This window comes from Isoptericola haloaureus (genome assembly GCF_036689775.1).
Classification (GTDB): Bacteria; Actinomycetota; Actinomycetes; order Actinomycetales; family Cellulomonadaceae; genus Isoptericola; species Isoptericola haloaureus.
In genome coordinates, this window is sequence record NZ_JBAGLP010000105.1 from 269,111 (window position 1) to 289,571 (window position 20,461).

The 20,461-nt window shown below is 73.9% G+C and carries 21 protein-coding genes; 12 read left to right on the forward strand and 9 right to left on the reverse strand.

Annotated elements, in window-relative coordinates; genetic code table 11:
- Positions 1–70: 70 nt before the first annotated feature.
- Complete coding sequence (locus V5O49_RS03175; protein WP_332900956.1) at positions 71–1,474, reverse strand: polysaccharide deacetylase family protein; 1,404 nt, start codon at positions 1,472–1,474, stop codon at positions 71–73.
- Positions 1,475–1,659: 185 nt separating this feature from the next.
- Between V5O49_RS03175 and V5O49_RS03180 the strand changes: the two genes are divergently transcribed.
- Positions 1,660–2,574, forward strand: a complete 915-nt coding sequence (locus V5O49_RS03180; protein ID WP_332900957.1) for a DUF4190 domain-containing protein — start codon at positions 1,660–1,662, stop codon at positions 2,572–2,574.
- Positions 2,571–3,185, forward strand: a complete 615-nt coding sequence (locus V5O49_RS03185; RefSeq protein ID WP_332900958.1) for a cation diffusion facilitator family transporter — start codon at positions 2,571–2,573, stop codon at positions 3,183–3,185. Before V5O49_RS03180 ends, V5O49_RS03185 begins: the two co-directional genes overlap by 4 nt.
- A 29-nt stretch (positions 3,186–3,214) precedes the next feature.
- Here V5O49_RS03185 and V5O49_RS03190 read toward each other — a convergent pair whose 3' ends face one another.
- Positions 3,215–3,427 carry a heavy-metal-associated domain-containing protein gene (locus V5O49_RS03190; protein ID WP_332900959.1) on the reverse strand — a complete coding sequence of 71 codons (213 nt, stop codon included), beginning with the start codon at positions 3,425–3,427 and terminating at the stop codon, positions 3,215–3,217.
- Positions 3,428–3,566: 139 nt separating this feature from the next.
- Between V5O49_RS03190 and V5O49_RS03195 the strand changes: the two genes are divergently transcribed.
- On the forward strand, positions 3,567–4,259 hold the full coding sequence (locus tag V5O49_RS03195) for a GPR1/FUN34/YaaH family transporter (protein WP_332900960.1): 693 nt from the start codon (positions 3,567–3,569) through the stop codon (positions 4,257–4,259).
- A gap of 3 nt (positions 4,260–4,262) precedes the next feature.
- Here V5O49_RS03195 and V5O49_RS03200 read toward each other — a convergent pair whose 3' ends face one another.
- Complete coding sequence (locus tag V5O49_RS03200; protein WP_332900961.1) at positions 4,263–4,967, reverse strand: phosphatase PAP2 family protein; 705 nt, start codon at positions 4,965–4,967, stop codon at positions 4,263–4,265.
- The gene (locus tag V5O49_RS03205) at positions 4,964–5,644 is read right to left on the reverse strand and encodes a phosphatase PAP2 family protein (RefSeq protein WP_332900962.1); all 681 of its coding nucleotides are present in this window, start codon (positions 5,642–5,644) and stop codon (positions 4,964–4,966) included. Before V5O49_RS03205 ends, V5O49_RS03200 begins: the two co-directional genes overlap by 4 nt.
- A 159-nt stretch (positions 5,645–5,803) precedes the next feature.
- Between V5O49_RS03205 and V5O49_RS03210 the strand changes: the two genes are divergently transcribed.
- Positions 5,804–6,769 carry a quinone oxidoreductase family protein gene (locus V5O49_RS03210; RefSeq protein WP_332900963.1) on the forward strand — a complete coding sequence of 322 codons (966 nt, stop codon included), beginning with the start codon at positions 5,804–5,806 and terminating at the stop codon, positions 6,767–6,769.
- A 5-nt stretch (positions 6,770–6,774) separates the two neighbouring features.
- Here the strand turns inward: V5O49_RS03210 and V5O49_RS03215 are convergent, their stop codons facing one another.
- Positions 6,775–7,809 carry a LacI family DNA-binding transcriptional regulator gene (locus tag V5O49_RS03215; protein ID WP_332900964.1) on the reverse strand — a complete coding sequence of 345 codons (1,035 nt, stop codon included), beginning with the start codon at positions 7,807–7,809 and terminating at the stop codon, positions 6,775–6,777.
- A gap of 187 nt (positions 7,810–7,996) precedes the next feature.
- Between V5O49_RS03215 and V5O49_RS03220 the strand changes: the two genes are divergently transcribed.
- From V5O49_RS03220 to V5O49_RS03235, 4 genes are read left to right on the forward strand one after another with little or no spacing between them, the layout of a single operon-like run.
- Complete coding sequence (locus V5O49_RS03220; RefSeq protein ID WP_332900965.1) at positions 7,997–9,298, forward strand: extracellular solute-binding protein; 1,302 nt, start codon at positions 7,997–7,999, stop codon at positions 9,296–9,298.
- Entirely contained in the window at positions 9,295–10,230 is a 936-nt protein-coding gene (locus V5O49_RS03225; RefSeq protein ID WP_405001131.1) for a carbohydrate ABC transporter permease, read from the forward strand. Before V5O49_RS03220 ends, V5O49_RS03225 begins: the two co-directional genes overlap by 4 nt.
- Positions 10,230–11,063: a carbohydrate ABC transporter permease gene (locus tag V5O49_RS03230; protein ID WP_278235837.1), complete on the forward strand. Its 834-nt coding sequence runs from the start codon at positions 10,230–10,232 to the stop codon at positions 11,061–11,063. Before V5O49_RS03225 ends, V5O49_RS03230 begins: the two co-directional genes overlap by 1 nt.
- 48 nt (positions 11,064–11,111) lie before the next feature.
- The gene (locus V5O49_RS03235; protein ID WP_332900966.1) at positions 11,112–13,076 is read left to right on the forward strand and encodes a right-handed parallel beta-helix repeat-containing protein; all 1,965 of its coding nucleotides are present in this window, start codon (positions 11,112–11,114) and stop codon (positions 13,074–13,076) included.
- A 51-nt stretch (positions 13,077–13,127) separates the two neighbouring features.
- On the opposite strand, the gene V5O49_RS03240 is transcribed toward V5O49_RS03235, so the two are convergent.
- Together V5O49_RS03240 and V5O49_RS03245 are read right to left on the reverse strand one after the other, a co-directional pair.
- Positions 13,128–13,469 (reverse strand): ArsR/SmtB family transcription factor, encoded by a 342-nt coding sequence (locus tag V5O49_RS03240; RefSeq protein WP_332900967.1) that lies wholly within the window; start codon positions 13,467–13,469, stop codon positions 13,128–13,130.
- A gap of 5 nt (positions 13,470–13,474) precedes the next feature.
- Positions 13,475–14,740 carry an MFS transporter gene (locus V5O49_RS03245; RefSeq protein ID WP_332900968.1) on the reverse strand — a complete coding sequence of 422 codons (1,266 nt, stop codon included), beginning with the start codon at positions 14,738–14,740 and terminating at the stop codon, positions 13,475–13,477.
- Positions 14,741–14,874: 134 nt separating this feature from the next.
- Here V5O49_RS03245 and V5O49_RS03250 point away from each other — a divergent pair, with 134 nt between their 5' ends.
- The 3 genes from V5O49_RS03250 (at position 14,875) to V5O49_RS03260 (ending at position 16,859) form a co-directional block, all read left to right on the forward strand.
- Complete coding sequence (locus V5O49_RS03250; protein WP_332900969.1) at positions 14,875–15,765, forward strand: PASTA domain-containing protein; 891 nt, start codon at positions 14,875–14,877, stop codon at positions 15,763–15,765.
- Positions 15,762–16,355, forward strand: coding sequence for a hypothetical protein (locus V5O49_RS03255; RefSeq protein WP_332900970.1), 594 nt, complete (start codon positions 15,762–15,764; stop codon positions 16,353–16,355). The genes V5O49_RS03250 and V5O49_RS03255 overlap by 4 nt, the downstream gene beginning before the upstream one ends.
- Positions 16,356–16,499: 144 nt before the next feature.
- Positions 16,500–16,859, forward strand: coding sequence for a cyclophilin-like fold protein (locus V5O49_RS03260; protein ID WP_332900971.1), 360 nt, complete (start codon positions 16,500–16,502; stop codon positions 16,857–16,859).
- 42 nt (positions 16,860–16,901) lie between these two features.
- On the opposite strand, the gene V5O49_RS03265 is transcribed toward V5O49_RS03260, so the two are convergent.
- Positions 16,902–17,873 carry an NADP-dependent oxidoreductase gene (locus V5O49_RS03265; RefSeq protein WP_332900972.1) on the reverse strand — a complete coding sequence of 324 codons (972 nt, stop codon included), beginning with the start codon at positions 17,871–17,873 and terminating at the stop codon, positions 16,902–16,904.
- Between the two features lie 164 nt (positions 17,874–18,037).
- Between V5O49_RS03265 and V5O49_RS03270 the strand changes: the two genes are divergently transcribed.
- Positions 18,038–19,228, forward strand: a complete 1,191-nt coding sequence (locus V5O49_RS03270) for an MFS transporter (protein WP_332900973.1) — start codon at positions 18,038–18,040, stop codon at positions 19,226–19,228.
- 35 nt (positions 19,229–19,263) lie between these two features.
- Here the strand turns inward: V5O49_RS03270 and V5O49_RS03275 are convergent, their stop codons facing one another.
- Positions 19,264–20,406: an ROK family transcriptional regulator gene (locus tag V5O49_RS03275; protein ID WP_332900974.1), complete on the reverse strand. Its 1,143-nt coding sequence runs from the start codon at positions 20,404–20,406 to the stop codon at positions 19,264–19,266.
- Positions 20,407–20,461: the final 55 nt, after the last annotated feature.

The following is a 20,461-nucleotide window of genomic DNA, read 5'->3' on the forward strand; positions in this document are numbered from 1 at the left end:
CGGGTCCGTGGCGACGCGACGGACCCGGACCTCGTGGTCGTGAGGGCAGGGACCCGTGCGGCCCCTGCCGTCAGTCCTCGTCGTCGACGAGCAGGTCGGCCGTGACGAGCACGTAGTCCTCGTCGCGCAGGTCCTTGATGATCTTTCCGACGGCGTCGACCGTGGTGGCGTGGATGTCGTGCATCAGGACGTTGCTGCCGGGCTCCACCTGCTTCCGCACCGCCCGCCGGGTCTCCTTCGCGTCGCGGGTCTCCCAGTCGAGCGTGTCCAGGTTCCACAGCATGACGTCGAGCCCGGCACGGGTGGCGAGCGAGCGGACCCGCCCGTCCACGTCCCCGTACGGTGGCCGCAGCAGGAACGGGGCGGTCCCGGTGGCCTCGCGGATCGCGTCGGAGGTGCTGCGCAGCTCCTCCCGGACCGCGGCGTCGTCCAGCGTGGTGAGCTGCGGGTGGCTCCAGGAGTGGTTCGCGACCAGGTGCCCGCCGTCGGCCACCGCTCGGGCGATCTGCGGGTTCCGCGCGACGTTGTCGCCCACCATGAAGAACGTGGCGGGCGCGTCCTTGCGCTCCAGGATGCGCAGCAGGCGTTCGGTCTCCGCGACCGGACCGTCGTCGAAGGTCAGGGCGACGCACCTGTCCACCCGGCAGTCGACGCCGTCGGCACGCGCCGCCGCACGGCGCTCGGCGGTGATCTGGTCCAGCCGGGTGCGCCACAGCGACGCGGACGTCTCGATTAGGGTGTCCCGCAGGCGCACGGCCGCGTCCGGGTCGACGGCGTCGACCCCGGCGTCCAGGACGGCCTCGGCCGCGGTGACCGCGTCGTCGAGGGCGCCGAGGCCGAGGTCCGCGTCCTGCGCGCGCAGGCCTGTCAGGGCGTAGCGCCCCTCGTCGGTGGCGGGCCGCAGCTCCGCGACCGCCCACTCGCGGCGGGCCGCCGCCACGGCGTCCGCCGTCGACACGAGGTCGGTCGCCGCGGACTCGAGCGCAGCCGGGTCCGGCTGCGCGGCGTCGACGACCTCGACGGTCACCGCGGGGAGCTCCTCGGCGAAGAACGGGTTCGGCCGGGTCACCGCCTCCACCGTGCGGGTCTCGACGGGGTAGGCGACCTCGGCGTCGCGGAGCCGGCGGCCCTCAGCCAGGGCGTCGTCGAGCGGGTCCCGCACCGCGGGGTCGGCCACCTGGTCCTCGCTCGCCCGGTAGACCGGTCGGGCCTGGTCGATCGCCCCGGTGAGCGTGGCGAGACCGTCGGCGTAGGCCTCCTCGGCCCGGGCGCGCGAGGTCTCGGCCTCCTCGGTGACCCGGGCGACCTCCGCCTCGTACTCCGCCACCGCCTCGACCCAGGCACGGTGCTCCAGCTCGGCCGCGACGAACGCCGCGCCGGTGAGCAGCAGGACGAGCGTGCCGCCGAGCCACCACCAGCGGGCATGACGGCGGCGCGCCGGTGCCGGCGCCCCAGGATCCGGTGACGTGCTCACAGGGCGATCCTCCGGCCAACGGCCCCGCAGGGCCACCCCGGACCCGGGGTCCGCGCCAGGCGCTCGCGGACCGCGCGCACGACGGGCACCGGGACACCGCCCCGTCCGGTCGAACCGGTGTCCGGGGCCTGTCCGGAGCGGGGCCCGGGGCATAGCATCGGTGCCGACCTCGACACGGGAGACCCATGACCGAGCAGCACCGCACCGACCGGACCGACGCCGAGGGCGCGGGCGACCCGCAGGAGACCCGGCCGCTCGACATCGGCGCCGGCGAGGACACGCGGATCGTCGACGCGGGTGCGGGCCAGGACACCCAGGTCCTCCCCGGTGGCGGCGTACCGCAGACCCGGCCCCTGGCCGGCCGCCCGCACCGGGAGTCCGTCATGCCCGCCGACCGGGGGTACGGCGCCGCCCCGTGGGCGCACCGGTCCGCACCGGCAGGTCCGTCCTCCCCGGCACCGGCGCAGCACCCCGCACCCTGGCCCGGAACGGCCGCACCGCAGCGTGGGCCCGCGACGCCGCAGCGTCCGACGCCGCAGCGTCCGGCACCGCCTGCCCCGGCGCCGCCTGCCCCGGCGCAGCGCGCGCAGACCGGCGGCACGGGCGGACGTCGCGGCACGGAGCCGACGGCGGTCGCGTCCCTGGTCACCGGCCTGCTCGGCATCGTGGTGCCCCTGGTGGGCGTCCTGGCGATCGTGCTCGGCGGGATCGGACTGGACCGCACCCGCCGGCGCGGGACGAACGGCCGCGGCATGGCGCGGACGGGGCTGACGCTCGGGTCGCTGCAGGTGCTGTTCACGACGCTGCTGGTCGTGGCCGGCCTGATGTTCTGGAACGCCTACGGCGAGGACATCGAGGCCGGCCTGGCCCAGGTCGACGCGATCGCCGAGGGCGAGATCAGCGTCCCGGACGTCGTCCTCGGCGGTCTCACCGGGGACTACTCCGTCGACGACCTGCAGGAGCTCGGCGGTCTGGTGGGCGACGCCGACGAGCTGCAGGAGCTGGGCGGCCAGTGCCGAGCGGGCGACGCGGCGGCCTGCGACGACCTGCTGGACCGCGTGCCGGAGGACCTGATCCCCGAGGGTGTCGACCTGCCGTGACCACGGTCCCCGTCGGTCGGCTCCGGCGTGTCGTCGCGGTCGTCGCCGCGATCAACTTCGCCTACTTCTTCGTCGAGTTCTTCGTCGCGCTCGAGGCGGGGTCCGTCTCCCTGCTGGCCGACAGCGTCGACTTCCTCGAGGACACGGCCGTCAACGTGCTCATCCTCGTCGCGCTGGGCTGGCCGTTGGCTCGCCGAGCGGTGATGGGCAAGGTCATGGCGGTGATCATCGTCGGTCCCGCAGTCTTCGCCGCGTGGGAGGCCGTGCAGCGCTTCGGCGCGCCCCAGGCCCCCGACGTCGTCCCGCTGGTCGTCGCCTCGGCCGGGGCGATCGTCGTCAACGGCACGTCGGCCTGGCTGCTGTCCGGGGTGCGGCAGCACGGCGGCTCGCTGAGCCGCGCCGCGTTCCTCTCGGCGCGCAACGACGTCCTGGTCAACGTCGCCGTCATCGCCATGGGGGTGCTGACCGCCGTGACGGGGTCGGGCTGGCCCGACCTGATCCTCGGCTGCGTGATCATCGGCCTGGCCGGACGCGCCGCCTGGGAGGTGTGGGAGGTCAGCGAGGACGAGCGCCTCGCGGCCCGGGCGCTCGACGGGGAGCAGATCGACTGAGCCGCTCCGCCGTCGAGCACCGCGGGCGATCAGGCGACGGGGACCGCGGAGTAGCCCGCCTCGTCGACGGCCGCCAGGACCTTCGACTCCTCGACGTCGTCGGATCCGGTGACGACGAGCGTGCCGGACTCCGCGCTTACCTGGACCTCCTCGACCCCGGGCACCGCGCCGACCTCCTCGCGGACCGACATCTCGCAGTGTCCGCACGTCATGCCGGTGACCTGGTACTGGTTCGTGCTCATCGACTCTCCTCCCGGGCCCGGTCGGGCCGCTCGTTCTCCAGCACGTTAATACCCCATAGGGGTATCTCGCAACGACCGCTGCGTCCCCGGCCCGACGTCCCCTGTTGTGGACGTCCCGACCCTGGTGTTGTGTGGGGCGATGACTGAAGGAACCGACGCGCGACCGCGCAGCGAGCAGCTCGAGATCACCCGGATCGTGCTCCGGCCGACGGGCAACCCGCTGCCGCTGGGCTTCATGTCCCTCGCGGTGGCCACCGTCGGGTTCAGCTGCCTGCAGCTCGGGATCCTCAGCACCGCCGAGGAGAGCACGGTGGCGCTCGCCGTCCTCGTGCTCACCGTCCCGCTGCAGCTGCTGGCCGCGATCATCGGGTTCGGCGCCCGCGACCCCATCGCGGGTACCGGCATGGCCGTGGTGTCGGGGGTGTGGGCGATGCTGGCCGTGTCGACGCTGACATCCCCGCCGGGGACGTCGAGCCCCGCGCTCGGCGTCCTGCTCCTGACGGCGGCGCTCGCGATGGTGGTCCCGGCCCTGGCGGCGGGCGGCAAGATCGTCGCGGCCGCCGTCATGATCGGCTCCGGCGTGCGGTTCGCGGTGACCGGCGTCGCGGAGTTCACCGGGTCCGGCGGCTGGGAGACGACAGGCGGCGTCCTCGGGCTGGTCCTGGCCGCGATGGCGCTGTACGCCGCCCTCGGGTTCGTGCTCGAGGAGGTCGACCACCCGGTCCGTCTCCCGGTGCTGCGCCGCGGCGCCGGCCTCAAGCCCCTGCGCGACGACCTCGAGGAGCAGGTCGAGGGCGTCGCGCGGTCGGCCGGCGTCCGCCAGCAGCTCTGAGGCTCAGCGCCGCGCCGTGCCGGTCGACGTGTCCCGCCGCAGGTACCACCAGGCCACGACCACGCACAGCAGACCGTTGAGCAGGCCGAAAACCACGTCCAGCGGGCCGTGCATGCCGCGGTAGATCCGCGAGAGGCCGACGAGGAACGGGATCGTCACGCAGACCACGGTGACCACCCGGCGCAGCGCCGGGTTCTCGATGCGCTGGGCGAGCATCGCCATGGTCAGCCACAGCGCCGTGGAGGCCCCGGTGTGCCCGCTCGGGAAGCTCGACGTCGGCGGCGCGTCGTCGAGCTTCTCGACGTCGGGGCGCTCGCGACCCACCAGGGCCGAGCTCGTGATGAACAGCAGCGACTGCAGGGAGACGGCCAGCGCCGGGACGACGGCGAACCACCACTGGCGGGTGCGCCACCACAGGATCGCGACGGTCAGCGCCGTCACGCCGATGACCACCTCGGTCATGCCGAAGCGACCGACCCACTCCGAGACCGCGTTCATCGTGGGGGTCCGGTGCTCGGCGAACCACTCCTCGACCGCGTTGCCCTCCGGGTAGTCGTCCAGGGGCCCGACGACGAGGAAGCCCACGCCGATCAGCACGAGCCAGCCGCCCAGGGCGGGCAGCAGCGCCCGCGTCGCGGCGTCCCGGGCCGCGGCCTTGCCCGTCGGTCTGCTCGTGTCGAGCTCGTAACGGTGGACGAACGTGTTCATCGATGCTCCGCATCTGTCGTGCGGGTCGTGGGTGACCACCCGCGGTAACCGAGGTAGGAGGCGCCGGAGATGGTGACGCCCAGGAGGATGCCGCCGACGACGTCGGAGGGGAAGTGCACCCCGAGGAAGATCCGGTCGGCGGCGGTGATCAGCGCGAACGTCGTCGCGGCGAGGGGGACGACGACGCGTCCGGTGCGGCCGAGGACGGGCCAGACGAGCAGGGTGAGCGTCACGGCGGCCGTCGTCGACGACGTCGCGTGCCCGGACGGGAAGCTGAGCCCGGGGGCGCTGAGGATCACCTCGTCGATCTCCGGCCGCACTCGTCCGACGGCCAGCTTGGCCAGGTTCGCCAGCCCCCACGAGACGAGCAGCGTGCCCACGGCCCACAGGGCGCGCCCGGGGTAGCCGCGGCGTCGCCACATCCACAGCGCGAGCAGTGCGCCGGCGAGCACGACCCAGCCGGGCTGCGTGACGGCCGACCAGACCACGAAGAAGTCCTGCAACCAGGGGTGGTCGAGCGTGACCGCGGTCGCGGCGTCGACCACGGCCTGGTCGGCGTCCTGCACGGCGGTGCTCGACCGGACGAACCAGGCCAGGACCAGCATGGGGACGAAGCCGGCGACGGCGAAGGCGCCGGCGCGCAGCAGCGCGCGGGACCGAGGCGATCGTCGAGACATCCGGCGAGGCTAACCCGGGTGTCGTCGCAGCGCTCCCCGGAGCCGGAGAGCGCCCGACGGCCCGCGGGACCGGCCCGCCGTGGGGTGCCCTGACGCAGCACCCCACGGTCGGCCGGGGCGACGTAGCGTCGTCAGGGCCAGCACGAGAACGGAGCCAGCATGACCACGATGACCGCCCTGCAGACCACGCCCGGTGCGGTGCGACCGGAGCTCGTCCGGGTCCCCGTCCCCGAGACCGCCGACGACCAGGTCCTGGTGCGCACCCGGGCCGTGGCCGTGAACAACGCCGACGTCACCGAGGCCGCCGACGTGCGGATCCCCGGGTTCGAGCTCAGCGGCGAGGTGGTCGCCGCGGGGTCGGCCGTCGACCCGGCGGTCGTGGGTACCGCCGTCATGGGCGTGGGCCCGGGCGCCTTCGCCGAGTACGTCGCGGTCCACCACCGCCACGTCATGCCGGTGCCCGACGGCGTGCCCTCCGACGTGGCGGCCGGTCTGCCCACCGCGCTGCTCACCGAGTACGGGGCCCTGCGGCGTGCGCCGCTGTCCGCGGGCGACACCGTGCTGCTCACCGCCGCGACGTCGGCGATCGGGCTGGTGGGCGTCCAGGTCGCCACCGAGCTCGGCGCCGGCCGCGTCATCGCCACGACCCGGAGCGAGGAGCGGCGTCCGCTGCTGGAGGGCGTCGGCGCCCACGACGTCGTCGTGACGGGTACGGAGGACCTGGTGGCCCGCGTGCGCGAGCTGACCGGCGGCACGGGCGCCGACGTCGTCCTGGACCACGTCGGCGGTGCCGTCCTCGACGACGCGATCGCCGCCGTCCGACCGGGCGGGCGCGTCGTCAGCGTGGGCCGGCTGGCCGGCCCGACGGCCGAGATCGACCTCTTCGCGCTCGCGCGCAGCGGTGCCGTGCTGCAGTCCGTGTCCTTCGGGTTCACCCCCGTCGAGGTCATCGGGGACCTCCTGGAGGGCGTGACACGGGACCTGTCGGACGCGGTCTCGCAGGGGCGGGTCGCGCCGGTCGTGGGGCGGCACACCGCCTTCACGGAGCTGCCCGCGACGCTCGCCGCGCTGGCCGCGGGCGAGCACGTCGACGGCAAGACCGTCGCGAGCCTCGGCGACGCCTGACGCGATCAGGGCTCGGCGGGCGCCGTCGACTCCCGCACCACGAGCTGGGTCGAGAGCTGGACGTGGTGGGAGTCGGCCTGCTCCCCCCGCGCCTGCTGCAGCAGGGTGCGCAGGGCCACCCGGCCCATGTCGATGATCGGCTGGCGCACCGTCGTCAGCGGCGGCGCCGTCGACACGGCGGCGTACGTGTCGTCGAACCCCACGACGGACAGGTCCTCGGGGATGCGCAGCCCGCGCTGTCGCGCCGCCTCCAGCACGCCGAGGGCGGACGCGTCGCTGCCGGCGAAGACGGCGGTGGGCGGGTCGGGGCTCGCCATCATGCGGCGGGTCATCTCCAGCCCGGCGGTGAAGGTGAAGCCCTGCTCGAGCACGAGGTCCGGGTCGACCGGCACGTCGGCCGAGCTCATGGCGCTGAGGAACCCCTGCAGGCGCTCGCGGGACGCCATGGACGCCGGCAGGCCGCCGGCGAACCCGATCCGGCGGTGCCCCAGGTCGAGCAGGTGCTGGGTGGCCTGCACCCCTCCGGTGAAGTTCGTGGCGCCCACGGAGGCCACGTCGTCGTCGAGCGGGTTGAGGGGGTCGATCACGACGATGCTCAGACCCAGCCGACGCATCAGCGCGCGCTGGGAGGCCGTGAGCTCGGAGGTCACGACGATCACGCCGGTGCGGCCGTGGGCCCCGAGCCGTCGGATCCACGTCGCCGACAGCGGTCCGTCGCCCTCGGGGTCCGGGTCGAGCTTGTCGACGAGGACCTCGACCCCGTGCGCGTCGGCGGCGGTGATGATGCCGTCGAGGACCTGCATCGAGTACACGTTGACGAGCGTGTCGAAGACGACGTTGACCTTCTCCAGGGTGTCGCCCCCGCGCGGTCCGGTGCTCGGGACGTAGCCGAGCTCGTCGATCACCTGCTCGACCCGTTCGCGGGTGCGCGCGGACACGTCGGGACGTCGGTTGAGCACCTTGGACGCCGTGGCCTTCGAGACCCCGGCCAGGCGCGCGACGTGCGCCAGCGTGGCGCGGGGTGGTCCCGTCGCGGTCATGGTCCTCCTTCGGCCGGTGCGTAGCCAGCATAGATCAGAAACTGTTTCGACGTGTAGTGCCCCATTCATCCCCAATTTCTCCGTTGACATCCGCCGATCGCCCTGCCTAGCGTCTACTCGTTCACGAAACAGAATGAAACTGTTTCGAGCAGCGACCACGACGGTCGCCGACCGAGAGGACCGAGCAATGAAGCTGAGGACAGCACGACGCACCGGCGCCATCGCGACCGCGGTGGCGGTCGCCGCGACGCTGGCCGCGTGCGGCGGGGGCAACCAGCCGGGCGGCGCGTCGAGCGACGGTGCCAGCGCGTGGGCGCTGACCGGGGGGAGCGAGGACATGTTCCGCGCGTCCTTCGAGGACTGGAACGCCGAGAACCCCGAGCGGGAGATCGCCGTCGACTGGTTCGCCAACGACGCCTACAAGGAGAAGATCCGTACCGCCGTCGGGTCCGGCAACGCCCCGACGCTGGTCTACTCCTGGGCCGGCGGGACGCTCGCCGACTACGCCGAGAACGGCAACGTCGTCGACATCTCCGACGGCACGCAGGACCTCCTGGACCGGGTCATCCCGTCCGTGGCCGCCAACGGACAGATCGACGGCACGACCTACGCGGTGCCGAACACGCAGAGCCAGCCGGTCGTCCTGTACTACAACCAGGAGGTCCTGGACGCCGCGGGCGTCGAGGTCCCCACCACCTACGACGAGCTGCTCGACGCCGCGGCCGCGCTCCAGGAGGCCGACGTCATCCCCGTGGCCCTGGCCGGCCAGAGCGTCTGGCCCGAGCTGATGTGGATCCAGTACCTCACCGACCGCATCGGCGGACCCGAGGTCTTCCAGGCCGTGCTCGACGGCGAGGAGGGTGCGTGGTCGGACCCGGCGATCGTCGAGGCGACCACGCGCATCCAGGAGCTCGTCGACGCGGGCGCCTTCGGGGACGCGTTCGGCTCGGTCAACGCCGACCAGAACGCTGACATCGCGCTCGTGCAGACCGGCAAGGCCGCCTTCGTGCTGCAGGGCAGCTGGGTCTACCCCAACTTCCTCGAGTCGTCGCCCGAGCTGGTCGAGTCCGGAGGGCTCGGGTACACCACGTTCCCCGCGGTCGACGGCGGCGCCGGCGACCCGACGAACATCGTGGGCAACCCGTCCAACTTCTGGTCCGTCTCGGCCTCGGCCTCTCCCGAGGCGCAGGAGACCGCCAAGGAGTACATCAGCACCCAGGTGCTGTCCGACGAGGCGGTCGACGAGCTGCTGGCGATCGGCACCGTGCCCCCGCTGACGGGGCTCGAGGACCGGATCGCGGAGCAGGAGAACCCCGAGTACCTGGAGTTCGTCTACGACATGGTCCGTGACGCCCCGCACTTCCAGCTCTCCTGGGACCAGGCGCTGCCGGCCGACCAGGCCCAGGCCCTGCTGGACAACCTCAGCCAGGTGTTCCTGGGGCAGATCGACCCGCAGCAGTTCAGCGAGACGATGGACGCGACGCTGTGACTGCCCCCGCCACCACCGACGTGACCCGGGAGGCCCGCCCCGCGCGGCGGGCCCCCCGGGGCCGGGCGGCGGGCCCCAGCCTGTGGATGGCGGGCCCGGCCCTGGCCTTCTTCGGCCTCTTCGCGTTCGTCCCGCTGATCGGTGTCGTGGTGCTGTCCTTCATGAGCTGGGACGGCCTCGGCACCCCGACGTGGGCCGGGCTCGACAACTGGGGCCGCACGCTGACCGACCCGGTCACGCAGAACGCGATGTGGCTGACCGTCGTGCTGACGGTCGGGACCTGGCTCTTCCAGGCACCTGTCTCGCTGCTGCTCGGCGTCTTCATGGCGGGCCGCCAGCGGTACCGCGCCGTGCTGTCCGTGCTGTTCTTCCTGCCGCTGCTCTTCTCGGCCGCGGCGGTGGCCATCGCCTTCACCGCGCTGCTGGACCCGAACTTCGGTCTCGGCGCCGCGCTGGGGGCCGAGTGGCTCGCGCAGGACTGGATCGGCGACCCCGACCTGGCGATGTGGCTGGTGATCTTCGTCATCGGCTGGAGCTTCATCCCGCTGCACTCGCTGCTCTACCAGTCCGGCGTCCGGCAGATCCCGGCCTCGATGTACGAGGCCGCCCTGCTCGACGGCGCCGGCCGCGTGCAGCAGTTCTTCCGCATCACCGTCCCCCAGCTGAAGTACACGATGGTCACGTCCTCGACGCTGATGATCGTGGGCTCGCTGACGTACTTCGACCTGATCTTCGTCCTCACCGGCGGCGGCCCGGGCAACGCGACCCGCGTCCTGCCGCTGGACATGTACCTCACCGGATTCCGCTCCTACGACATGGGCAAGGCGAGCGTCATCGCCGTCCTGCTCGTCGTCGTCGGGCTGCTGGTCTCGCTCGCCCTCAACCGGCTCTCGGGCGCGAACCGCATGGAGTCGCAGCAGGAGGGAGTCTGATGACCGCGCGCAGCACCCGCACCACCCCGAACGTCCTCGGCGGGCTCGGGGGGTGGCTGTGGCTCCTCGTCGTGATCGTGCCGATCTACTACATCGTGGTCACCAGCCTGCGTCCGCAGGCCGACTACTACACCGAGAACCCCCTGTCGTGGCCGTCCGCGCCCACGATCGACGCCTACCGACAGGTGCTCGAGAACGACTTCCTGCGGTACTTCGCCAACTCGGTGATCGTCACCGGGACCTCGGTGGTCGTCATCCTCGCGGTCTCGCTCATGGCGTCCTACGTCGTGGTGCGCTCCGTCCGGCGCTCGACCTCGCGGCTCTTCCAGGTGTTCCTGCTGGGGATCGCCATCCCGATCCAGGCGACGATCATCCCCGTCTACTACCTCATCGTGCAGCTCGGGCTCTACGACACCCTGCTCGCGCTGATCCTGCCCTCCATCGCCTTCGCGATCCCGCTGTCGGTCCTCATCCTGACCAACTTCCTGCGCGACGTGCCCGGCGAGCTGTTCGAGTCCATGCGGGTCGACGGCGCGGGGGAGTGGCGCACGCTGTGGAGCCTGGCGCTGCCCCTGACGCGCCCGGCCATCGTCACCGTGGGCATCTACGACGGCCTGATGATCTGGAACGGGTTCCTGTTCCCCCTGGTCCTGACCCAGAGCGCCGAGACCCGCGTGCTGCCCCTGTCCCTGTGGGCCTTCCAGGGCGAGTTCTCCGTGAACGTGCCGGCCGTCCTGGCCGCCGTCGTCCTGTCCGTGCTCCCCATCCTGGCCGCCTACGCCGTCGGCCGCCGCCAGCTCGTCTCCGGGCTGACGGCCGGGTTCGGCAAGTAGTCCGACCGTCCCGACCTCCGCACCCCTGCACCGAAAGGCGTCATCACGATGACCATCCACCACGTCGCCACGACCGGGTCCGACACCGCCGACGGCTCCGCGGGCGCACCCCTGCGCACCATCAACCGCGCCGCGGCGCTCGCCCGGCCCGGCGACACCGTCCGCGTCCACGGCGGCGAGTACCGCGAGTGGGTCCGGCCGGCCCGCGGCGGGCTCAGCGACCTGCGCCGCATCACCTACGAGGCCGCCGACGGCGAGCACGTGGTGATCAAGGGGTCCGAGCCGGTGACCGCCTGGCACCGCGAGGACGGCGACGTCTGGCGCGCCGAGGTGCCGAACAGCCTGTTCGGGGACCGCAACCCGTTCGTCGAGACCGTCGACGGCGACTGGCTCGTCCCGCCGGCGACCGGGGAGCGGCAGCACCTCGGCGAGGTCTACCTCGACGGGCGGAGCCTGTCCGAGGTGCACGACCGCGCCACCGTGTCCGCCCCGGTGGCGCGCACCGAGGCCGTGGACGGCTGGACCGGCACCACCGAGCCCGTCGAGGACCCGGAGTGGACCCGCGCCGTCTGGTACGCGGAGGTCGGCGAGGACACGACGACCATCTGGGCGAACTTCCTGGGGACCGACCCGACCGGCGCGCTGGTCGAGATCAACGTGCGCCCGGCCGTCTTCTACCCGACCGAGCACCACCTCGACTACATCACCGTGCGCGGGTTCGAGCTCGCCCAGGCCGCGACCCCGTGGACCCCGCCGACCGCCGACCAGCCCGGGCTGATCGGGCCCAACTGGGCCAAGGGCTGGATCATCGAGGACAACGTCATCCACGACGCCAAGTGCTCGGCCGTGTCGCTGGGCAAGGAGATCTCGACGGGCCACAACTACGCCACCGAGCGCGGCGACAAGCCCGGCTACCAGTACCAGCTCGAGTCGGTGTTCCTGGCCCGCCAGATCGGGTGGGACCGCGAGCGCGTCGGCTCCCACGTGGTGCGCCGCAACACGATCTTCGACTGCGGTCAGAACGGCGTCGTCGGCCACCTGGGCGCGGTGTTCTCGACGATCGAGGACAACCACATCCACCACATCGCGACGAAGCGCGAGTTCTACGGCTACGAGATCGGCGGCATCAAGCTGCACGCCGCCGTCGACGTGCAGATCGTGCACAACCGCATCCACGACTGCACCCTCGGGGTGTGGCTGGACTGGCAGACGCAGGGCACGCGGGTGGCGCGCAACCTGTTCTACGCGAACACGCGCGACCTGTTCGTCGAGGTCAGCCACGGTCCCTACGTCGTGGACCACAACGTCTTCGCCTCGCCGGTCGCGCTGGAGGTGTTCAGCCAGGGCGGCGCGTACGTCAACAACCTCGTCGCGGGCGCGGTACGCCTGGAGCAGGTCATGGACCGCGCCACGCCGTACCACCGGCCGCACAGCACCGAGGTCGCGGGGTTCGCCGTGGTCTGCGGCGGCGACGACCGCTACGTCGGCAACCTGTTCCTCGGCGGTGACGCCGACCGCGCGTTCGCCCCGGGCAGCAAGGGCCACCGGCTCACGACCTACGGCACGCACGGCTACGACGGCTGCCCGGCGAGCCTCGAGGAGTACCTCGGCGGCATGGACCAGTCCAAGGGCGACCACGAGCGGTTCCACGGCCTGCGCCAGCCCGCGTACGTGCACCACAACGCCTACGCCGGCGGTGCGGCGCCGTACGAGCAGGAGAAGGACGCCCTGGTGCTGGACGACGCCGTGACGTGCGCCGTCGTCGACCAGGGCGACCAGGTCGTGCTCGAGACGAACCTGCCGGAGGCGCTCGTGGCCGCGCACGTCGGCCTGGTCACGGCGGCCGACCTGCCGCGCGTGCGGTACGTCGACGCGGACTTCGAGGAGCCCGACGGGACGCCGCTGGTGGTGGGGACCGACCTGCTGGGCCGGGAGAAGGAGGCCGGCGCGGGCTACCCCGTCGGACCGCTCGCCGCGGTCGACGCCGGCACGTCCCGCGTCCGCGTCTGGTGACGCGAGGTCGTGGGCGGACGTCCTGACGGGGACGTCCGCCCACGACGCCGGTCAGTCGGCGCGGTGGTGCGGCGGCACCTCGTAGAGCAGGTGCTCGGTGTGGTGGAGCACGTTCGCGACGAGCGCCGCGACGTGCTCGTCCGGCTGGCCGTAGTAGACGGTCGTGCCGTCCCGGCGCGACGTCACGAGGCGAGCGGCGCGGAGCCTGGCGAGGTGCTGGGAGACGGCCGGGCCGGGACGGTCGAGCCGTCTGCCGATCTCGCCCACCGACATCTCGGTCCCGTCGAGCATCGCCAGGACGGCCAGGCGGGTGCGGTCCGCGAGCAGGCGGAGGACGTCGACGGCGTGGTCGAGCTCCAGGTCCGGTGGTGCGCTGCGCTCGGTGGTGGCCACGGGACTCATGATCGCACCGGTGGCTCCGCGCGGGCAGGCCCTGCGGCAGCCGGGGTGCGACCCCGCGGCCACAGCAGGGCCGCCGTCGTGGTCGCGGCGGCGGCGAGCGCGGTGAGGACCAGGGCGGTCGCGGGCAGGCCGACCGCCGTGCCGAGCCATCCGGCCAGCGGGTAGGTCACCAGCCAGCACGCGTGCAGCAGCGCGAACTGGGCCGCGAAGACGGCCGGACGGTCCGCGGCCGGGATCGTGCGGCGCACGATCCGACCGACGGGCGTCTCGACGGACGCCCACCCGAGGCCGACCAGCACCCACAGCCCGGCGACCGCCGTGAGCCCGACCCCGGCGGACGGCGCGGCGAGGGCGAGCGGGACGACGGCGGTGGCCGCGGTGAGCAGCCCGGCCCCGCCGACCATGACCCACCGCTCGGGCCGACGGCGGAGCACGCGCGGGAGGGCGACGGCCGCCGCCATGGAGCCGACGCCGTTGGCGGCGAGGAGCAGCGCGACGACGGCCTCGCCCTGCCCGAACGTCGAGCGCGCCACGACCACCGTCTGGACGATGACGAACGCGCCGGCCGCGGCGACGGCCATGTTCAGCGCCAGGACCGGGCGCAGGGCCGGGGTGCGCACGACGAGCCGGGTCCCGTGCCGGACGCGCTCGCCGAAGGGCATCCGCGGGCCGTCCCCGGCGTTCTCCGCGCCCCGCCGCGGCAGCACCGTGGCGGCCACGAGGAGCGCCGACGCACCGAACCCGACCGCGGTGCCGAGGAACAGGGCCGCGCTGGGCACGACGAGGAGCAGGGCCGCCGCGAGCACGGGGGCGAGCACGGCCTCGAGGTCGTACGCCAGCCGGGACAGGGACAGCGCCGCGGTGTACTCCTCCTCGTCGTCGAGCACGTCGGGGATGACGGACTGGAACGTGGGGGTGAACGTGGCGGACGCGGCCTGCAGGACGAAGACGAGGACGTAGACCTGCCAGACCTCGCCGACCCACGGCAGCGACCCGGCGACCAGCAGCCGGACGACGTCGGAGCCGACCATGACCGCGCGGCGCGGGAGCCGTGCGACGGCGGCCGCGGCCAGTGGCGCGACGACCACGTAGGCGACCATCTTCACCGCGAGCGCGGTGCCGAGCACCTGGCCGGCGTCGGCGCCGGCCAGGTCGTAGGCGAGCAGGCCGAGGGCGACCGTGGCGAGCCCGGTGCCGGCGAGGGCGACCACCTGGGCGAGGAAGAGCCGGCGGTAGACGCGACGGGACAGGACGTGCAGCACGGACCCATCATCTGCATATCTGCATAGACGCGCAACTATGCAGGGTTCGCCCGGAGACGGTCGCGCGTATCAGGTGGGCCGGGACGCCGCTCCAGACCATCAGAGGAGAGGTCTCACCGACGGAGGTGGCCGCCGTGGCTCCTCGAGCGGCACGGAGGGTGCTGGGGATCGTCCTCGGCCTGCTGCTGGGGACCGCGGCCGTCGTCGACTCGAACCCCACGCTGAGCGTCGAGCCGGGGGCCGGGGCGCCCGAGACCGAGGTCTCCGTCGTGGTCCAGGGGTTCACCGACTGCCCGGACGACACCACCGACGCCCGGAGGGTCGAGCTGCTGTGGGACGGCGACGAGCTCCTCGGGACGGCCGACCTGCAGGTCGGCTCGGGGGCCACGACGGTCACCGTCCCGGCGGAGTCCTCGCCCGGGCCGCACGTGCTGCTCGCCCGGTGCACCGGGGACCCGGGACTGCAGGCCGAGGCGCGGTTCGACGTCTTCGGGATCTTCGAGGTGACCGTGCCCGACGTCCGCGGGACCTCGCCCGCCGAGGCGGAGGCCCGGCTCGCGGAGTCGGGCCTGGTGCTCGGTGAGGTCGTCGGGGAGGGCGACCTGGTGGCGGAGCAGGACCCGCCCGCGGGGACCCCGGTCGAGCCGGAGACCGGTGTGGACGTCGTCCTGGCACCGGTCGGGGTGGACGACCCGGAACCCGCCGACGACGGTCCCGGCGACGACCCCGGTGACGTGACCGGCGACGTCACCGGTGACCAGGACCCGGACCGGATCCTCTGGGCCCTCGGCCTCGGCCTCGGGCTGCTCGTGCTCGCCGGTGCGGCGGGGACCGCGGCGGTGCGACGGGTCCGCCGACGCCGGGCCCGGCGGTGGGTGCGGGAGCACGTGCGCCTGAGCCCCGGTCCGACGTCGGCGCCGGAGGTGAGGGTGGCGGAGGACCCGGCGTCCGACGCGACGCTCGTGGTCCGGCTCGTCGGGTCGACCGACGCGCCGGACGAGCACCTGGAGGTGATCGGGAGATGACCAGCACCGCGACCGCGCCGAGGACGTCGGCGCGCGTCTTCCTCCTGGACGACGGCACCGGCCGGGACACGGCGGAGGTCCTGGGCGAGGCCGTGCACCGGCAGGGGGTCGCCGGGACGGCGCTCCAGGGCGTGCGGCACGCGACCTCGGCCACCTCCGAGGCCGTCGCGGCCGAGGTCGCGGCCGTCGCCGACGGGCTGCTCGACCTCGACCTCGGCGACGTCCTGCTGCGCGGGTGGCGCTCCTCCGCCGACCTCCTGGCGGCGGGCCGCCGCACGGCCCGGTCCCCGGGCCGGGAGGTGGTCGCGCTCGCCACCCACCGTGTCACCGGCAGCCACCACCCGCGGGTCGACCTGATGGTCGACGGGGTGCGGCTGCGCCGGTTCACCTTCGAGCTGTCCGTCGTGCTCGTGCTCACGGGCGTCGCCGCCGTCGTCGAGGGCGGCGCGCTGGTCGCCGTCCGCGGCGGCTCGGCCGAGATCACCGGCACGCTCTCCCTGGACGGCGTGCGGCTGGTCGAACGGCGGCGCACGGTCGACGTCGGGCTCCTGGTCCACCTGCGCCGGCCGCTCGTGCTGGTCCCGGTGTAGGCGGAGGACGACCCCCGAGCGCGGCCGGCACGGACCGGCGTCCGCCACCGCACCCCTCGTGGGTGCGGACAGGATCGCCGCGGGGGAAGGTGTGCTGGTGACCGGGACGGTCACCGTCTCCTGACCACCCACCGAGGAGCTCCCATGACGATCCGACTCACGGTCGCGGGCCGTGACCTCACCGCCACCCCGGCGGACGGCGCGGCCGCGCGCGACTTCCTCGCGCTGCTGCCGCTCACCCTCACCCTCGACGACTTCCACGGCATCGAGAAGGTCGCCGACCTGCCGTCCCGCCTCTCCACGGCGGGCGAGCCGGACGGGACCACCGGGGACGCCGGCGACCTCATGTACTACGCCCCCTGGGGCAACCTCGCGATCTTCTACCGCGACTTCGGCCACGCGCCGGGTCTGGTGCGGCTCGGGGCGTTCGACGACGCGGACGCGGCCGCCGTCCTGGGCGCGCTCGACGGCCCGACCGAGGTCACGATCTCGGTCGTCGACTGACGGTCCGGCGGGTGGCCGGCCGGCCACCCGCCGGACCGCGGGTCACGCCGTGGTCCCCTCGCGACCGTCGCCGAAGAGCAGCACGACCCGTCCGCGCAGACCGCCCCGGTCGAGGCGGTGGTGGGCGTCGAAGACGTCGGCCGCGGAGAAGGTCGCCGCCACGCGCATCGGCAGCAGGCCCGCCTCGACCTGCTCGCGCAGCCGGACGATCGCGGCGTGGTCGGTGGCGCGCTCGCGGACGTTGACGTGCGCGACGTGGATGCCGCGCCCGGGGTCGCCGTCCCAGAAGCGCAGGTCGACGAGCGTGCCGCCGTCGCGGACGGCCGGGGTGATCCGGTCGTACAGGCAGGCGGCGTCGATCACGGCGTCGACACCGCCGGGCACGAGGCCGAGGACGTCCACGACGGCGTCGTCCCCGCGCGGGACGAACTCGTCCGCGCCGGCCGCGCGCAGGGCCGCCTCATCGGCAGGTGAGGCGAGAGCGACCACCCGGAGGCCCTCGGCGTGCGCCAGCGCGACGGCGTAGCCGCCGACCGCCCCGGCCGCACCGGTCACGAGCACGGAGGATCCCTCGGGCAGGGCGAGGACGTCGAGGGCGTTGCGGGCGGTGAGCGCGTTCATGAGGAAGGACGCGGCCTCGGCGAAGCTCGCCCCGGCCGGTGCCGCGGTGACGGACGCGGCCGGCAGCACGACGTGCTCGCTGTAGCCGCCGTGGCTCCCGGTGTTGTCGACGACGCCGACCACGAACCGGCCGGTCTCGACGGCGATCTCGGGGTCGACGTCGGGCCCGACCTCGTCCACGAGGCCGGCGACGTCCATGCCCGGGACGTAGGGCGGCTCGAGGCCCTCGTACACGGCTGCCAGGGACCCGTCGCGGAGCATCACGTCCGCGGGGTTGAGCGCGGCCGCACGGACCGCCACGCGGACCTCGCCGGGTCCGGCGTGGGGCTCGGGCAGCTCCACGGGGCGCAGGACCTCGGGTCCGCCGTAGGTCGTCAGTCCGAGTGCTCGCATCGGGACATCCTTCACGATCGGTGGTGCGGTGGACGGGCCGGCGGCGTCGCGCGCGCAGGGCCCGCCGTCCACCGTCTCCCGGGCGGGTCCGGCGCGGGAGACACTGCTGGTACACCCCTCGTCAGTGACTGTCGCGCCCGAGCGTGCCGGGGTGTGCTCGCCGGGTGCAACCACGGACCCGCCTCGGCTTCGCCGCCGCCACCGTCTCGCTGGTGGCGGTCTTCGCCGCCTCCGGCTCGCCGATCCCGCTGTACGAGCGGTACCGCGTGCAGGACGGCCTCACCACCGGTGACCTCTCGATCGCGGCGGTGTCGTACTTCGTGGCGGTGATGGTCTCCCTGGTCGTGCTCGGACGCCTGTCGGACCACCTCGGTCGGCGCACCGTGAGCCTGGCGGCCGTCGCGCTGGCGGCGGTGGGCAGTCTCGCCCTGCTCGACGTGACCGGCCTGTCCGTGCTCGTCACCGGCCGGGTGCTGCACGGCGTGGCGTGCGGGCTCGCGTCGTCGGCGCTGACGACGTACGTCGTCGACCTGGCGCCGGACCGGCCGCGCTGGCTGGCCGCCGCCACGGCGGCCGGGTCGCCGTTGATCGGTCTCACCCTCGGCGCGCTGGGCACCGGGGCGCTCGCGGAGCACGGCCCGGCGCCCGAGCGGACGCCGTACCTGGTGGTCACGGCCGTGCTCGCGGTCTGCGCCGCGCTGCTGGCCGGCAGCCCCGAGCCGGTCGGACGCCGGCCCGGGGCCCTCGCGTCCCTGCGCCCCCGGGTCTCCCTGCCGCCGGCGACCAGGCCGCTGCTGCCCGCAGCGATCGCCGTGTTCTGCGCCACCTGGGCGCTCGGTGGCTTCTACCAGGCGTTCAGCCCGACCATCGCCGCCCGCGACCTCGGCACCGACAGCACGCTGGTCGCGGGGACCGTCTTCGCGGCCTTCATGGCCCCGTACGCGTTCGGCGGGCCGCTGACCGGACGACTCGCCGCGGGCGCGGCGCAACGGCTCGGCATCGTCGTGTTCGCGCTGGCCGTGACGGGCGTCGTCGTGGGCCTGCACACCGGGTCCGTCGTGACCGTCGTGCTGTGCGGCGTCGTCGCCGGGGCCGGGCAGGGCGCGGCGTTCACCGGGACGATGCGCGGTCTGCTCGCCCGGACGGACCCGGCCGAGCGGGCCGGGCTCATGGCCACCGTCTACCTGTTCTCCTACGGGGGAGCGGCGGTGCCGAGCCTGGTCGCGGGGCGCCTGTCCGCCACGCTCGAGCTGTCCTGGATCGCCGTCGGCTACGCGGTGCTCGCGCTCCTGGCGGTCGGTGTCGTGCTCGGGTCCTCGGCCCGGCCGAGGGCGAGGGTGGGCACCCGTCCGTGACCGGTGGGCCCGACGGCGGTCGGCCGTCGGCCCGATCAGGTCCCCAGGACGAAGGTCTGGATCGCGATGACCGCGGCCCCGCGCGCCCACTCGGTGAACGAGGGGCTGAGCGTCGCGATCACGGGGTCGTGCGCGAGCGGGTCCCGGTCCGCGCGCAGGCCCGCCTGCATCGCCTCCCGCGCGACGTCGGCGAGCCGGACCCCCTCGCCCCCGAGCACCACCCGCTCGGGCATCGTGAAGTTGGCGGCGGCGGCGACGAAGCGGCCGAGCGCCCGTCCGGCGTCGTCCACGACGCGGCGGGCCGCGGGGTCGCCGGCCTCGGCGAGGTCGAGCGCCTCGTCGTAGGCGACCTCCCGACCGAGGGCGACCGAGACCTGCGTGGCGATCGACCGGATCGTCAGCATGGCCACCGCGCACCCGCGGTGCCCGGCGAAGCACGGGGGACCCGACGGGTCGAGCGGGTGGTGGCTGGCGAGCCCCAGGCTCGCGTCCTCGTTCGTCACGAGCCGCCCGTGCGCCACGAGTCCGAAGCCGACCCCGGCCCCGACGGTGATCAGCGAGAACGTGGCGGCGCCGTGCCCGGCGCCGAACCAGTGCGTCGCCTCGGTGAGCGCCGTGACGTCGTTCGAGACGACCACGGGCAGGCCCGTGCGCGAGCGCAGCATGTCGCCCAGCGGGACGTCGTTCCAGCCGAGGAAGGGGGCCCGGACGACGTCCGAGGCCTCGACGACGTGTCCGCCGAGCGCGACGCCGACCGCGGTGACGTCGGCCGGCGCCCCGGCGGCCAGCTCGCTGATCAGCCCCGCGACCGTGTCCGCGACGGTGAAGGGCGAGTGGTCGTCCAACGGTGCGTCGGCGGAGTCCACCACGCCGGCGCGCAGCGTCGTCAGCACCCCGTGGGCGGTGTCCCCGGTGATCTTGACCCCGACGAAGTGGTGCGCCTCGGGGACGATGTCCAGCGGCCGCGACGGTCGGCCGACCCGCGATCCGGCGGGGGAGTCGTCGACCTCCACCAGGAGTCCGGCGTCGAGCAGCGGCTTGGTCAGGCGGGTGAGGCTCCCGGCGGAGAGGTCGAGCCGACGGGAGAGCTCGGCCCGCGACAGGGGGCCGTCGAGCAGCACGTCGAGCGCGACGGCGTGGCCCGGTCCGCTGAGCGGTCCCCACGGTGCTGGCGTCATCGCCCCAGTGTGGTGGATTAACTTCCACGGCTCAACAAAGCAGGCGCTGTTACTT

Coding starts and splice junctions, on each gene's coding strand:
- V5O49_RS03180 (WP_332900957.1), top strand. CDS start 1,660: ATGACCGAGCAGCACCGCACCGACCGGACCGACGCCGAGGGCGCGGGC.
- V5O49_RS03190 (WP_332900959.1), bottom strand. CDS start 3,427: ATGAGCACGAACCAGTACCAGGTCACCGGCATGACGTGCGGACACTGC.
- V5O49_RS03195 (WP_332900960.1), top strand. CDS start 3,567: ATGACTGAAGGAACCGACGCGCGACCGCGCAGCGAGCAGCTCGAGATC.
- V5O49_RS03200 (WP_332900961.1), bottom strand. CDS start 4,967: ATGAACACGTTCGTCCACCGTTACGAGCTCGACACGAGCAGACCGACG.
- V5O49_RS03205 (WP_332900962.1), bottom strand. CDS start 5,644: ATGTCTCGACGATCGCCTCGGTCCCGCGCGCTGCTGCGCGCCGGCGCC.
- V5O49_RS03210 (WP_332900963.1), top strand. CDS start 5,804: ATGACCACGATGACCGCCCTGCAGACCACGCCCGGTGCGGTGCGACCG.
- V5O49_RS03215 (WP_332900964.1), bottom strand. CDS start 7,809: ATGACCGCGACGGGACCACCCCGCGCCACGCTGGCGCACGTCGCGCGC.
- V5O49_RS03220 (WP_332900965.1), top strand. CDS start 7,997: ATGAAGCTGAGGACAGCACGACGCACCGGCGCCATCGCGACCGCGGTG.
- V5O49_RS03230 (WP_278235837.1), top strand. CDS start 10,230: ATGACCGCGCGCAGCACCCGCACCACCCCGAACGTCCTCGGCGGGCTC.
- V5O49_RS03235 (WP_332900966.1), top strand. CDS start 11,112: ATGACCATCCACCACGTCGCCACGACCGGGTCCGACACCGCCGACGGC.
- V5O49_RS03255 (WP_332900970.1), top strand. CDS start 15,762: ATGACCAGCACCGCGACCGCGCCGAGGACGTCGGCGCGCGTCTTCCTC.
- V5O49_RS03260 (WP_332900971.1), top strand. CDS start 16,500: ATGACGATCCGACTCACGGTCGCGGGCCGTGACCTCACCGCCACCCCG.
- V5O49_RS03265 (WP_332900972.1), bottom strand. CDS start 17,873: ATGCGAGCACTCGGACTGACGACCTACGGCGGACCCGAGGTCCTGCGC.
- V5O49_RS03275 (WP_332900974.1), bottom strand. CDS start 20,406: ATGACGCCAGCACCGTGGGGACCGCTCAGCGGACCGGGCCACGCCGTC.